The organism is Mycobacterium tilburgii, from assembly GCF_902168065.1.
Classification (GTDB): Bacteria; Actinomycetota; Actinomycetes; order Mycobacteriales; family Mycobacteriaceae; genus Mycobacterium; species Mycobacterium tilburgii.
The window spans coordinates 31,291-46,114 of sequence record NZ_LR655695.1; the positions used below are offsets into that span (position 1 = coordinate 31,291).

Consider the following 14,824-nt stretch of genomic DNA (forward strand, 5'->3'; position numbering starts at 1 on the left):
AGGGCCCGAGAGGGGAAGCAAGCATGAGTCGAGCCGAGAGCCAAACCGAACAAATCGCCAGGACACACCTCGCGCCGGACCCGGGTGACCTGGCCCGCCTGCTGTCGGGCACCCACTACAATCCGCACAGTATCCTGGGTGCGCATGAGTACGGCGACCACACGGTCATCCGCGCCTACCGCCCGCATGCGCGGGAAGTGGTCGCGCTCGTTGGGGACGACGAACACCCATTGCGCCATGTCGAGTCGGGCCTGTTCGCCGTGGCGTTGCCGTTCACGAACCTGATCGACTACCGGCTCCGGGTGGATTACGTCACCAGCGCCTTCGTCACCGCCGATCCCTACCGCTTCCTGCCCACGCTCGGCGAAATCGACCTGCACCTGTTCTCCGAGGGCCGCCATGAGCGGCTATGGGAAGTGCTTGGCGCTCATCATCGTTCGTTCACCACCGCCGACGGCGTCGTCAAAGGCGTGTCGTTCGCGGTCTGGGCACCCAACGCCAAGGGCGTCAACCTGATCGGCGAGTTCAACGGCTGGACTGGCAACGAGGCGCCGATGCGGGTGCTCGGCTCCAGCGGCGTGTGGGAGCTGTTTTGGCCCGGGTTCCCGGCGGACGGGCTGTACAAGTTCCGCGTGCATGGCGCCGACGACGTCGTCACCGAACGAGCGGACCCGATGGCCTTCGCCACCGAAGTGCCGCACCACACCGCATCACGCGTGACGCAGAGTTCCTACACCTGGACCGACGGCGAGTGGATGACCCGGCGGGCGCAGCTCAATCCGGTCTTCGAGCCGATGAGCACCTACGAGGTCCATCTCGGTTCCTGGCGTCCCGGCCTCAACTATCGCCAGCTCGCTGAGGAACTGACGAATTACGTTGTCGGGCAGGGCTTCACTCACGTCGAACTGCTGCCCGTCGCCGAGCACCCATTCGCTGGGTCCTGGGGCTACCAGGTCACGTCGTACTACGCGCCGACGTCGCGATTCGGCACTCCCGACGAGTTCCGGGCGTTCGTAGATGCACTGCACCGGGCCGGCATCGGCGTCATCGTCGACTGGGTACCCGCGCACTTCCCCAAGGACGCCTGGGCGCTGGGCCGGTTCGACGGCACCCCGCTCTACGAACACTCTGACCCCAAACGCGGCGAGCAACTCGACTGGGGCACTTATGTTTTCGACTTCGGCCGCCGCGAGGTCCGCAACTTCCTGGTGGCCAACGCGCTGTTCTGGCTCGAGGAATTCCACGTCGACGGGCTACGGGTGGACGCCGTGGCGTCGATCCTGTATCTGGATTATTCGCGCCCCGACGGCAGCTGGACACCGAACATCTACGGCGGCCGGGAAAACCTGGAAGCGGTGCAGTTCCTGCAGGAGCTGAACGCCACCGCCCACAAGGCCGCTCCGGGCATCGTCACGATCGCCGAGGAATCCACCTCGTGGCCCGGCGTGACCCGGCCGACGAACCTTGGCGGCCTGGGTTTTTCGATGAAGTGGAACATGGGCTGGATGCACGACACGCTCGACTACATCAGCCGCGACCCGATCTACCGCAGCTACCACCACCACGAGATGACGTTCTCGATGTTGTACGCGTTCAGCGAGAACTACGTGCTGCCGATCAGCCATGACGAGGTGGTTCACGGCAAGGGCACGCTGTGGAGTCGCATGCCGGGCAACGATCATGTGAAGGCGGCCGGGCTTCGCAGCCTGCTCGCCTACCAGTGGGCCCACCCCGGCAAGCAATTGCTGTTCATGGGACAGGAATTCGGGCAGCGGGCCGAGTGGTCGGAGCAGCGCGGGCTGGACTGGTGGCAGCTCGACGAGCAGGGCTTCTCCAACGGGGTGCTGCGGTTCGTGCGCGACATCAACTCCATCTATCGCAGCCGTCTCGCGCTCTGGAGTCAGGACACCATCCCCGACGGCTATTCTTGGATCGACGCCAACGACTCGGGTAACAACGTGCTGAGCTTCCTGCGCTATGGTACGGACGGCTCCGTGATGGCGTGCGTGTTCAATTTCGCGGGGTCCGAGCACAGCGGCTATCGACTCGGCCTGCCCAGCGCGGGCCGCTGGCGCGAGGTGCTCAACACCGACGCGACCGACTACAACGGTTCGGGGATCGGCAACCTCGGCGGGGTGGACGCCACCGAGGACCCGTGGCATGGCCGTCCCGCGTCGGCACTGTTGGTGTTGCCGCCCAATTCGGCCCTCTGGCTGGAGCCCGAGTAAACCGACCTACCCGCGTAGCAGCACGCGGAGGCGACTAGTACAACGCGTTGGCGAGGTTCCGCCGGCCGGCCACCACCTCGGGATCGGCGGGATCGAACAACTCGAACAACTCGATCAAGCGGGTACGAGCCCTGGTGCGCTCATCGCCAGATGTGCTGCGCACCAAGGCAATCAGCCGGTCGAACGCCGCGGTCACATCCTGGCTGAGGATTTGCACGTCGGCCGCCGCGAGGGCGGCTTCGATGTCGCCGGGAGCCGCGTCCGCGACAGCCACCGCGTCGGGACGTTGCGCAGTGGCGCGGGTGAGGAAGCCGATCTGACGGATCGCGGCCTTGCCCTCGACGCTGTCCGGGTTGGTGGTCAGCCACGCCTGATAGGACTGCTTGGCCGCGTCGAAATCGCCGGCCTCGAGCTGCTGGCGGGCCTGCGCCAACTGGGGGGCGACCTCCGCGTCGTCCTCAGAACCCGTTGCGCCCTTGAGCTTTCCGGCCGTCGCTGACAGCAGCTGGTCCACCCAGCGGCGCAGCTGGTCGGCCGGCTGCACGCCTTGGAAGCTGGACAGCGGCTGGCCGGCGGCCAAGGCCACGACAGTGGGAACCGCCTCGACACCGAAAATCTGCGCCACCCTCGGCGCGACATCGGCATTCACCGTCGCCAACGACCACTTTCCACCGCCCTCGGCGGCCAGCGCGGACAACGTGTCGACCAGTTGCACGCAGGCTTCGCTGCGCGGCGACCACAAGGCAACGACGACGGGCACCTCGTCGGAGCGGATCAACACCTCCGCTTCGAAATTGGCCTCGTTGACCTCTGTGGTGCCCGGCCCCGCCGCTCCCGGGGAGCCGCCGGTCGGGGAGCTCTGCTGAACACGTTGCTTAAGACCGGACAGGTCGACCGCTCCAGCCAGCGCGGGACCAATCGAAGATCTTGGACGCGTCACGCCGACAAGTCTGTCATGCGCGGCAACCGGGGAGCCACCCCGCTCCGGGCATTGCCGGAACCGGAAATGGGCCTCCGGAGGAGACAGCAGGAGGCGTTGCCGACTCATGAGAGCAAAATCACAGCGGACCCCCCTAGACCCCATTCCAGCAACGCTGACCGGTGGTCAGAATCGGTTACCCGGCACGCAGGATCAGGGCGTCGCCCTGGCCGCCGGCACCGCACAGCGCCGCTACTCCGTAACCCTTGCCGCGGCGCGCCAGTTCCAGGGCCACGTGCATCGTGATCCGAGCCCCCGACATGCCGATCGGGTGACCGACCGCGATGGCGCCGCCGTTGACGTTGACGATGCCCGAGTCGACACCGAGTGCGCGTGTGGAGGCCAGCGCCACCGCCGCGAACGCCTCGTTGATCTCGACGACGTCGAGCTGATCAACCGAGATGCCCTCCCGACCGAGGGCCTTCTTGATCGCGTTGGCCGGCTGCGACTGCAGGGTCGAATCCGGCCCCGCGACAACACCGTGCGCACCGATTTCGGCGAGCCAGGACAAACCCAGCTCCTGCGCCTTGGCCTTGTGCATCACTACGACCGCAGCGGCCCCGTCGGAGATTTGCGATGCGGAACCGGCGGTGATGGTGCCGTCCTTGCGGAACGCGGGTTTGAGACCGCCCAATGATTCGGGGGTGGTGTTTGCCCGGATGCCCTCGTCCTCGCAGAACTGCAACGGATCACCTTTGCGCTGCGGGATATTCACCGGCACCACCTCGTCGGTGAAGACACCGTCCTTCCACGCCGCGGCGGCCTTTTGATGCGACGCGGCGGCATATTCGTCTTGCTCCTGTCGGGTGAACTTGTCGACGTCGTTGCGTTGTTCGGTCAGGGCGCCCATCGGTTGGTCGGTGAACACGTCGTGTAGGCCGTCGTAGACCATGTGGTCGAGCACCGTCACGTCCCCGTATTTGTAGCCGGCCCGGCTGCCCATCAGCAGGTGGGGCGCCTTCGTCATGGACTCCTGACCGCCGGCCACCACGACGTCGAACTCGCCCGCCCGGATCAGCTGGTCAGCGAGAGCGATCGCGTCGATGCCGGACAGGCACATCTTATTGATGGACAAGGCCGGAACATCCCAGCCGATGCCGGCCGCGACCGCCGACTGGCGGGCGGGCATCTGACCCGCGCCGGCGGTCAGCACCTGGCCCATGATCACGTACTCGACCAACGACCCGGGCGCCTCGACATTAGGGAAGGCCTTTTCCAGGGCGCCCTTGATGGCGATACCGCCCAGATCGGTGGCGCTGAAGCCCTTCAGCGAACCCATTAGCTTGCCTATCGGTGTCCGGGCTCCGGCAACGATTACCGATGTCGTCATAACAACCTCCTAGCGACGGGTGGACGGCTGTTGCGGCCTCCCCGGGAAGCGCGATCTTTGCCGTCAGGTTACCGTTATGTGATGACGACCGATCAAGTTGACGCCCGTCAGATCCTGGCCACCTCGCTAATGACTGCGGTCGATCACGTCGGCATCGCCTTCGCCGACCTCGATGCGGCCATCGCCTGGTATCACGACACGCTGGGCATGGTTCTGGTGCACGAAGAGATCAACGAGGACCAGGGAATCCGCGAAGCCATGATCGCCGTGCAGGACGGCGAGCCGGGCACCGCGCAGATCCAGTTGATGGCGCCAATCGACGAATCATCGGCAATCGCGAAGTTCCTGGACAAGCGCGGCCCGGGCATCCAGCAGATGGCGGTTCGGGTCAGCGATCTGGACGCCCTTTGCGAGCAGCTGCGCGAGAAGGGCATTCGGCTGGTCTACGAGGCGCCGCGGCGCGGCACAGCGAACTCCCGGATCAACTTCACCCCCCAAGGACGCCGGCGGCGTGCTGATGGAGCTGGTCGAGCCGGCCCTCTAGCCGCTCACCGATCACGACCACTTTCTGGTCGGGCCACGGTTTGCCCGATTCGCCCAGCACGGCGTATGCCAGTGCCGACGGCCGGCTTCCCTAGTTTGCGAAGCACCCCCGGCCGAGTCTGCCGGCCACACCACAAGATGCGCAGTGCCGGAACGGATTTCGTGGTCACATCCGGTACAGCGATAAGTTTTGACGGCATGCCGCCGCGAACGGGGCGCACTTCGTACTCGTGCCGGTCGGGCCCCATCTCCACCCGTTGCAGTACCGGCGACAGCGCGGGCGGTTGCTGCTGGCGGGGCGGTGTGCGACGCCGAGCCATGCGACGAGTTTAGTCCGGCGCGTCAGAACAGCCGGTACTCATCGTTGTCCATTCCCCGCATCTTGTCGTAATCCAATGTCAGACAACGTATTCCGCGGTCGGTGGCTAAAGTTCGCGCCTGAGGTTTAATCTGCTGCGCCGCGAACACGCCTTTGACCGGGGCCAGGACGCTGTCGCGATTCAACAATTCCAGGTACCGGGTGAGTTGCTCCACCCCGTCGATCTCGCCGCGCCGCTTGATCTCGACCGCAACCGAATTGCCCAATTCGTCGCGGCACAACAGATCGACCGGACCGATCGCCGTCATGTACTCGCGCCGCACCAGCGTGTAGCTCTCACCCAACAAGTGGATATGTTCGGCGAGCAACGCCTGCAGGTGTGCCTCGACACCGTCCTTGACCAGCCCGGGGTCGACACCGAGTTCGTGGCTGGAGTCGTGCTCGATCTTCTCGACCGCGATGCGCAGTTGTTCGCCCGCCTTGTTCTCGACGACCCACACCGGCGTCTCGCCGCTGAGTTTCTCGGTCAGCCAGCAGGGTGGGCTCATCCAGTTCAGCGGTTTGTAGGCGTGGTCGTCGGCGTGCACGCTGACCGATTCGTCGGCCTTGAACAGCAGCAGCCTGCGTGCCGACGGCAGATGCGCTGTGAGGCGACCAACGTAGTCGACGGTGCACTGAGCAATCACTAAACGCACCCGACTCACCTTAGAGCGTGGCCGACAAATTAGGCATGTCGGAGAAAACGACGGCGTCGGCCAACAAGTGGACGTCGGCCAACAAGTGGACGTCGGCCAACAAGACTTTGGCCCAACGTTTGGGCCGGATGCTCGAGGCGGTAACTCGGCAGAGCGGCCGGCTGCCGGAGACGCCGGCGTACGGCTCGTTTTTGCTGGGCCGGGTCACCAAGAGCCAGGCCCGTCGCCGGGTGCGGATCCAGACCATCCTCACCGTGTTCATCCTCGCGGCGAACCTGATCGGGATCGGTGTCGCGGTGCTGTTGCTGGCCGTCGCGTTGCCCTCGCCCAGCGTCTTCAGCGACGCGCCGGGGGGGTGGATCACGTTTGCCGTCGCGCCGGCGTACATCGCGGTCGCGCTGGCGCTGGGCACCTACTGGATCACGCGCCGGACCGTGACCGCACTGCGGTGGGCGATCGAAGAGCGCGAGCCCACCCTCGACGACGAACGCAACACCTTCCTGGTACCGTTCTGGCTCGCCATCGGGATGCTGGTGCTCTGGGGAGTGGGAACGACGCTGTTGACGATCCTCTATGGGCTGGTCAACACGCTGTTCATACCGATCGTGGGCTTCTCGGTCAGCATCTGCGGCATCCTGGTGGCCACCGCGTGCTACCTGTTCACCGAGTTTGCTGCGTGACGCTGATCTTTGGCTTCGTGCTGATGTGGATCCTGTCCTGGCTGACCGCGACCCCGGTGCAGGGTGGTGCGGGCGGCGCTCAAATGCGTCGAGCAGGAGGCCTGCGCGGCGACCTGGTGGTGTTCGACGGCACCGAGTTGGGCGAACTGCAGCGTGGCTTCAACGCGATGGTCGACGGCCTGCGGGAGCGCGAACGCGTCCGAGAATGATCTGGAATTCGGCGCGACCGTTGTCCCGTGCCGCGCGAGACTTGGTCGCTTCGGCCATGTCAGTCCGCGACCGCGGCAAGTGGGCGCCGACCCCTAACCGCCCCGCACGAGGATGTGGCGGCGGCTCTCGAGCAGCTGACGGAATCGCTTGGCGTCGATGGGCATTCGTTGCGGGTCGCAAGCAGCGATCGGCCCGCGCAGCCACACTACCTGCCGGATAGGGCAATCCGCCCGCATCCCCTGCTGGAATCTGCTGCGTCTCATGACCATCTGCACCTGGCCGGCGGCTCGATCAGTCGGGCGCTCAGCGAAGAACACCCGATCGTCGGTGCAAAACGTCCCGGGCCCAAGGCCGCGGCCATGTTCGAGCCGGGCAATCGTCGGATCGGCTGGGTGCCTGGGAGTCGAAGCGGTGCGGGTCGCCGACGCGATAAGTCTGGCAGCGGCCGTCAAATCCGCCTCCGCCAAACCGGGGCCTGCGACTCAATCCACGCCGTTTTCTGACGGCACGAGCCCCGACTCGCCACGGTCATGTCGCATTTCCGCCAGTCTTGTCGGGGATCAGGTGTAACTGTGGAGGCGTGCACGACGACTTCGAACGCTGCTACCGGGCGTCCAATCCAAGGACGCCCGGTTCGACGGCTGGTTCGTCACCGCGGTCCTGACCACCGGGATCTACTGCCAGCCCAGCTGCCCCGTGCACCCGCCGTTCGCGCGCAACGTACGGTTTTACCCGACCGCGGCGGCCGCGCAACGCGCCGGCTTCCGGGCCTGCAAACGGTGTCGACCCGACGCGTCGCCGAGGTCGCCCGAGTGGAATGTGCGCGGCGACGTCGTCGCGCGAGTCATGCGGCTCATCGCCGACGGCACAGTGGACCGCGACGGGGTGAGCGGATTGGCAGCCCACCTCGGGTACGCCACCCGGCAGCTGGAGCGGCTGTTGCAGGCCGAGGTCGGGGCCGGGCCGCTCGCACTGGCCCGAGCCCAACGGAGCCAGACGGCCCGGCTGCTGATCGAGACGACCGACCTTGCCGTTCTGTGATGTCGCCTTCGCCGCCGGGTTCTCCAGCATTCGCCAATTCAACGACACCGTGCGCCTGGTATTCGAAAACACCCCCACCGAGTTGCGCCGCCGAGCAGCGTTCCGATCCGGGTCACCCACGAGTTCGCCTGGGACGGTGAGCCTTCGGCTGCCCGTACGGAGACCGTTCGCGTACGAGGGGGTCTTCGGCCACCTGGCGGCCGGCGCGGCACCCGGATGCGAGGGAGGTCCGCGACGGGGCCTATCGGCGCAGCCTTCGGCTTCCCAGCGGCAATGCGTTGGTCGCGTTGACCCCGGCCGGTCGACCACGTCCGCTGCATGCTCGTACTCGACGGCTTTCGCGATCTCACCACCGCGATCGCGCGGTGTCGCCGGCTGCTCGATCTCGACGCAGATCCCGAGGCGACTGTCAATGCGCTCAGCCGCGACCCGCTGCTGGAGCCCGTGGTGGTCAAGACCCCTGTGCAACGCATCCCTCGCACGGTCGACGAGGCCGAATTGGCCGTGCGCGCGGTGCTGGGCCAGCAGGTGTCGACGAAGGCCGCACGCACCCACGTCGGTCGACTGGTGAGGGCGTATGGACAACCGATCGCCGATCCCGAAGGTGCACTGACGCATACCTTTCCCGTCGTCGAGCAGCTGGCCGAGATCGATCCCGTCCACTTGGCGGTGCCCAAGGCGCAGCGGACCCTGAGCTCGCTGATCGAGGGGCTCATCGACAGCAGCGTGGTGCTGGACGTCGGCAGCGATTGGGGCCGGGCCCGGTGCCAACTGCTGACGTTGCCGGGCGTCGGCCCGTGGACCGCCGAGGTCATCGCGATGCGTGGGGCTTGGTGATCCGAACGCCTTCCCGGCCAGCTGGGATTGCAACTGGCCGCCCAAGGGTTGAGCTTGCCGGCGAATCAGCGGAAACTGATGGAATACAGCGCAAATTGGCGGCCCTGGCGCGCGTATGCCACCACAGCACCTGTGGACCACCCGTCAAGCATCCGGTAAACCACTGGCCGCCACAGGAGGTCGCATGATCCAGTACCGCACCGTCGACAGCCCGATCGGCCTGCTGACCCTGGCCGGCTACGACGACGTCTTGACGAACCTTCGAATGGTTGATCAGACCTACGAACCCAGCCGGGCCGATTGGTCACAGGACCCGAAGGCATTCGAGAAGGCCGCCGATCAGCTCACGGCATATTTCGCCGGCGAATTAACGCATTTCGACGTCGAACTCGATTTGCGCGGCACCGAATTTCAGCGGCGAGTGTGGCATGCGCTGCTCACCATTCCGTACGGGGAAACCCGCTCCTATGGCGAGATCGCCGCGCAGATCGGCGCACCCGGCGCCACTCGGGCGGTGGGATTGGCCAACGGACACAATCCGATCGCGATTGTCGTTCCGTGTCATCGGGTCATCGGCGCGAATGGCAGCCTTACCGGATTCGGTGGTGGCCTCGGCCGAAAGCGGACGCTGCTGGAATTGGAAAAACAGCGCCAAAATTTGACTCTTTTCGATTAACCGAGAATGCAAAAACACCCCCCTTGCAGGGGATGTTTTTGCATATGTTTCGGCGGTGTCCTACTTTTCCACCCGAAGGGCAGTATCATTGGCGCTGACAGGCTTAGCTTCCGGGTTCGGAATGGGACCGGGCGTTTCCCTGTCGCTGTGGCCGCCGTAACTCTGATATACGGAACACTATATTCATTAGTTGTTCTGGTGGGGGATGTGATATACTGCGCGACAATCAAGACAATCAAGTTGCGAAAAGCATAGTGGTTGCGAGTTGTGTTGGTAAGTTTTCGGCCGGTTAGTGCCAGTTCCCTGCACTCATTGCTGAGCTTCCAGGTCTGACCTATCAATCCCGTGGTCTGCGGGGGGCCTTATCCCTCTAATAAGGGTGAGAAACCTGATCTTGGAGAAGGTTTCCCGCTTAGATGCTTTCAGCGGTTATCCTGTCCGAACGTAGCTATCCAGCAGTGCCCCTGGTGGGACAACTGGTGTACTAGAGGTTCGTCCGTCCCGGTCCTCTCGTACTAGGGACAGGTTTCCTCAAGTTTCTGACGCGCGCGGCGGATAGAGACCGAACTGTCTCACGACGTTCTAAACCCAGCTCGCGTGCCGCTTTAATGGGCGAACAGCCCAACCCTTGGGACCTGCTCCAGCCCCAGGATGCGACGAGCCGACATCGAGGTGCCAAACCATCCCGTCGATATGGACTCTTGGGGAAGATCAGCCTGTTATCCCCGGGGTACCTTTTATCCGTTGAGCGACACCCCTCCCACTCGGGGGTGCCGGATCACTAATCCCGACTTTCGTCCCTGCTTGACTTGTAGGTCTCGCAGTCAAGCTCCCTTGTGCATTTACACTCAACACCTGATTGCCGTCCAGGTTGAGGGAACCTTTGGGCGCCTCCGTTACATTTTAGGAGGCAACCGCCCCAGTTAAACTACCCGCCAGGCACTGTCCCTGAACCCGATAAGGGTTCGAAGTTAGGTGTCCAATACGGTCAGAGTGGTATTTCAACAACGACTCCACTCGAACTGGCGTCCGAGCTTCACAGTCTCCCACCTATCCTACACAAACAGTACCGAACACCAATACCAAGTTGTAGTGAAGGTCCCGGGGTCTTTTCGTCCTGCCGCGCGTAACGAGCATCTTTACTCGTAGTGCAATTTCGCCGAGTCTATGGTTGAGACAGTTGGGAAGTCGTTACGCCATTCGTGCAGGTCGGAACTTACCCGACAAGGAATTTCGCTACCTTAGGATGGTTATAGTTACCACCGCCGTTTACTGGGGCTTAAATTCTCCGCTTCACCCTTACGAGTTAACGGGTCCTCTTAACCTTCCAGCACCGGGCAGGCGTCAGTCCGTATACATCGTCTTGCGACTTCGCACGGACCTGTGTTTTTAGTAAACAGTCGCTTCCCACTGGTTTCTGCGGCCGGTTCCCGCTCCCAGCGCAAGGCTGTTCACGATAAGCCGGCCCCCCTTCTCCCGAGGTTACGGGGGCATTTTGCCGAGTTCCTTAACCATAGTTATCTCGTACGCCTTGGTATTCTCTACCTGACCACCTGTGTTGGTTTGGGGTACGGGCCATGCATGCGCTCGCTAGAGGCTTTTCTTGGCAGCTGAGGATCACCGAAATTCGCCTCAATCGGCTATGCATCACCTCTCAGGAACATGAGCGACGGATTTGCCTATCGCTCTCCCTACGGGCTTGCCCCAGTATTACCACTGACTGGTACGGCTACCTTCCTGCGTCACCCCATTGCTTGACTACTACCCACCCGGGTCCCACGCAGCCAGTGATCCTCGCACCCCGATGGGATTGATAGACCACCATTTGGGTGGTTAGCAGAATGGATTCGTCGGGGACGCTCATACACGGGTACGGGAATATCAACCCGTTGTCCATCGACTACGCCTGTCGGCCTCGCCTTAGGTCCCGACTCACCCTGGGCGGACTGGCCTGGCCCAGGAACCCTTGGTCTTTCGGCGGGCAAGGTTCTCACTTGCCTTATCGCTACTCATGCCTGCATTCTCACTCCCCCAAACTCCACCATCGGTTACCCGACAGCTTCACTGCATGGGGGACGCTCCCCTACCCAACCTTGCGGTTGCCGCGACTTCGGCGGTGTACTTGAGTCCCGCTACATTATCGGCGCACAATCACTTGACCAGTGAGCTATTACGCACTCTTTCAAGGGTGGCTGCTTCTAAGCCAACCTCCTGGTTGTCTCTGCGACTCCACATCCTTTTCCACTTAGCACACGCTTAGGGGCCTTAGTCGGCGATCTGGGCTGTTTCCCTCTCGACGCACGGAGCTTATCCCCCGCCGTCTCACTGCCACGCTATACACCACGGCATTCGGAGTTTGGCTGACGTCAGTAACCTAGTAGGGCCCATCAACCATCCAGTAGCTCTACCTCCGTGGTGAAACACGTAACGCTGCACCTAAATGCATTTCGGGGAGAACCAGCTATCACGGAGTTTGATTGGCCTTTCACCCCTACCCACAGCTCATCCCCTCAGTCTTCAACCTAAGTGGGTTCGGGCCTCCACGCGGTCTTACCCGCGCTTCACCCTGGCCATGGGTAGATCACTCCGCTTCGGGTCCAGAACATGCCACTCAAGCGCCCTATTCAGACTCGCTTTCGCTGCGGCTACCCCACACGGGTTAACCTTGCGACATGTCCCTGACTCGCAGGCTCATTCTTCAAAAGGCACGCCATCACCCCACAAGGAGGCTCTGACGGATTGTAGGCACACGGTTTCAGGTACTATTTCACTCCCCTCCCGGGGTACTTTTCACCATTCCCTCACGGTACTAATCCGCTATCGGTCATCGAGAAGTATTTAGGCTTACCGGGTGGTCCCGGCAGATTCACAGCAGATTCCACGAGCCCGCTGCTACTCGGGAGTTGATACAAGACAGGTGCCGGATTTTCGCGTACCGGGCTCTCACCGTCTGCGGCAGACCATCCCAGGCCATTTCCGCTAACCACGACACTTTTTGACTGTTCCTCAGCCAGGTAGAACTGAGACGTATCATTCCCACAACCCCGCACACACAACCCCTACCCGGTATCGCATGCGTGCGGTTTAGCCATGTTCCACGTTCGCTCGCCACTACTAGCGGAATCACTTTTGTTTTCTCTTCCTACGGGTACTGAGATGTTTCACTTCCCCGCGTTCCCTCCCGCACCCTATATATTCAGATACGGGTAACACGACATAACTCGTGCTAGGTTTCCCCATTCGGAGATCCTCGGATCAACGCTCGGTTGACAGCTCCCCGAGGCATATCGCAGCCTCCCACGTCCTTCATCGGCTCTCGATGCCAAGGCATCCACCATGTGCCCTTAAACACTTACGAACACAAAACCAAAAGAAAAATTACACAAAACGAACACGTAACCGTTGCCGGCGACGCGTTCATTTAGATGCTCGCAACCACTATCCAATACTCAAACACCACACCCCACCACCAAGATGGAGGGACACCCCGTCGACCAAGCCGGCCGAGTGTTGTCTCAGGGCCCAATAGTGTGTCTGGCGATTGCCTGTTGTTGTGCACCCGGCCCTCGTCCACTACAGACGAGAACCCCCTCACGGCCCACACCCCACCAATTGGGGTGTTTCTCGTGGTGCTCCTTAGAAAGGAGGTGATCCAGCCGCACCTTCCGGTACGGCTACCTTGTTACGACTTCGTCCCAATCGCCGATCCCACCTTCGACAGCTCCCTCCAAACGGTTAGGCCACTGGCTTCGGGTGTTACCGACTTTCATGACGTGACGGGCGGTGTGTACAAGGCCCGGGAACGTATTCACCGCAGCGTTGCTGATCTGCGATTACTAGCGACTCCGACTTCACGGGGTCGAGTTGCAGACCCCGATCCGAACTGAGACCGGCTTTAAAGGATTCGCTTAGCCTTGCGGCATCGCAGCCCTTTGTACCGGCCATTGTAGCATGTGTGAAGCCCTGGACATAAGGGGCATGATGACTTGACGTCATCCCCACCTTCCTCCGAGTTGACCCCGGCAGTCTCTCACGAGTCCCCGGCATTACCCGCTGGCAACATGAGACAAGGGTTGCGCTCGTTGCGGGACTTAACCCAACATCTCACGACACGAGCTGACGACAGCCATGCACCACCTGCACACAGGCCACAAGGGAACCGAGCATCTCTGCCGGCGTCCTGTGCATGTCAAACCCAGGTAAGGTTCTTCGCGTTGCATCGAATTAATCCACATGCTCCGCCGCTTGTGCGGGCCCCCGTCAATTCCTTTGAGTTTTAGCCTTGCGACCGTACTCCCCAGGCGGGGTACTTAATGCGTTAGCTACGGCACGGATTCCAAGGAAGGAAACCCACACCTAGTACCCACCGTTTACGGCGTGGACTACCAGGGTATCTAATCCTGTTCGCTCCCCACGCTTTCGCTCCTCAGCGTCAGTTACTGCCCAGAGACCCGCCTTCGCCACCGGTGTTCCTCCTGATATCTGCGCATTCCACCGCTACACCAGGAATTCCAGTCTCCCCTGCAGTACTCCAGTTTGCCCGTATCGCCCGCAAGCCGAGAGTTAAGCCCCCGGTTTTCACGAACAACGCGACAAACCACCTACGAGCTCTTTACGCCCAGTAATTCCGGACAACGCTCGCACCCTACGTATTACCGCGGCTGCTGGCACGTAGTTGGCCGGTGCTTCTTCTGCAGGTACCGTCACTTGCGCTTCGTCCCTGCTGAAAGAGGTTTACAACCCGAAGGCCGTCATCCCCCACGCGGCGTCGCTGCATCAGGCTTGCGCCCATTGTGCAATATTCCCCACTGCTGCCTCCCGTAGGAGTCTGGGCCGTATCTCAGTCCCAGTGTGGCCGGACACCCTCTCAGGCCGGCTACCCGTCGTCGCCTTGGTAGGCCGTCACCCCACCAACAAGCTGATAGGCCGCGGGCCCATCCCACACCGCAAAAGCTTTCCACCACAAGGCATGCGCTTCGTGGTCATATCCGGTATTAGACCCAGTTTCCCAGGCTTATCCCGAAGTGCAGGGCAGATTACCCACGTGTTACTCACCCGTTCGCCACTCGAGTATCCCCGAAGGGATCTTTCCGTTCGACTTGCATGTGTTAAGCACGCCGCCAGCGTTCGTCCTGAGCCAGGATCAAACTCTCCAAACAAAAACCCTCCTCGATAAAACTGAGGTGATTTTCGAATCAGAGATAACCTGACCTACTAAAATAAAAACACCACCAATTAACTGGTATCAAAACAATTAACTGGCATCAAAAATGACCATACCCACAC

General features: G+C 62.2%; 5 protein-coding genes, 3 rRNA genes and 4 pseudogenes. 5 read left to right on the plus strand and 7 right to left on the minus strand.

All coding sequences use genetic code 11. The features are described 5' to 3' along the window. The first annotated feature begins 23 nt into the window (after positions 1–23). Positions 24–2,228, plus strand: a complete 2,205-nt coding sequence (gene glgB, locus FQ389_RS04495; RefSeq protein ID WP_144206176.1) for a 1,4-alpha-glucan branching protein GlgB — start codon at positions 24–26, stop codon at positions 2,226–2,228. 34 nt (positions 2,229–2,262) lie between these two features. On the opposite strand, the gene FQ389_RS04500 is transcribed toward glgB, so the two are convergent. Both FQ389_RS04500 and FQ389_RS04505 read right to left on the minus strand, forming a co-directional pair. Then, the gene (locus FQ389_RS04500; protein ID WP_144206177.1) at positions 2,263–3,168 is read right to left on the minus strand and encodes a tetratricopeptide repeat protein; all 906 of its coding nucleotides are present in this window, start codon (positions 3,166–3,168) and stop codon (positions 2,263–2,265) included. Between the two features lie 175 nt (positions 3,169–3,343). After that, a complete protein-coding gene (locus FQ389_RS04505; RefSeq protein WP_144206178.1) occupies positions 3,344–4,537 on the minus strand; it encodes an acetyl-CoA C-acetyltransferase in 1,194 nt (397 codons plus the stop codon). A 78-nt stretch (positions 4,538–4,615) separates the two neighbouring features. Here FQ389_RS04505 and mce point away from each other — a divergent pair. After that, a pseudogene (gene mce, locus FQ389_RS04510) lies at positions 4,616–5,081 on the plus strand (methylmalonyl-CoA epimerase). 11 nt (positions 5,082–5,092) lie between these two features. Here mce and FQ389_RS19040 read toward each other — a convergent pair. Next, positions 5,093–5,400, minus strand: a pseudogene (locus FQ389_RS19040) (hypothetical protein). Positions 5,401–5,422: 22 nt separating this feature from the next. Next, positions 5,423–6,094 carry an endonuclease NucS gene (gene nucS, locus FQ389_RS04520; protein ID WP_144206179.1) on the minus strand — a complete coding sequence of 224 codons (672 nt, stop codon included), beginning with the start codon at positions 6,092–6,094 and terminating at the stop codon, positions 5,423–5,425. Positions 6,095–6,129: 35 nt separating this feature from the next. Here nucS and FQ389_RS04525 point away from each other — a divergent pair. The 3 genes and pseudogenes from FQ389_RS04525 to FQ389_RS04540 all read left to right on the plus strand — a co-directional run. Continuing rightward, positions 6,130–6,980: pseudogene (locus tag FQ389_RS04525) on the plus strand (HAMP domain-containing protein); the annotation flags it as partial. Positions 6,981–7,564: 584 nt separating this feature from the next. After that, positions 7,565–9,050: pseudogene (locus tag FQ389_RS04535) on the plus strand (AlkA N-terminal domain-containing protein). Continuing rightward, a complete protein-coding gene (locus FQ389_RS04540; RefSeq protein WP_144206221.1) occupies positions 9,047–9,538 on the plus strand; it encodes a methylated-DNA--[protein]-cysteine S-methyltransferase in 492 nt (163 codons plus the stop codon). The pseudogene FQ389_RS04535 and the gene FQ389_RS04540 overlap by 4 nt, the downstream one beginning before the upstream one ends. A 47-nt stretch (positions 9,539–9,585) precedes the next feature. On the opposite strand, the gene rrf is transcribed toward FQ389_RS04540, so the two are convergent. From rrf to FQ389_RS04555, 3 genes are all read right to left on the minus strand, one after another. Beyond that, positions 9,586–9,697, minus strand: a 5S ribosomal RNA gene (gene rrf, locus FQ389_RS04545). A gap of 110 nt (positions 9,698–9,807) precedes the next feature. Beyond that, positions 9,808–12,896: ribosomal RNA gene (locus FQ389_RS04550) — 23S ribosomal RNA — on the minus strand. Between the two features lie 282 nt (positions 12,897–13,178). Then, positions 13,179–14,697 (minus strand): 16S ribosomal RNA (locus tag FQ389_RS04555). Together the 16S, 23S and 5S rRNA genes form the textbook arrangement of a ribosomal RNA operon. Positions 14,698–14,824 lie beyond the last annotated feature (127 nt).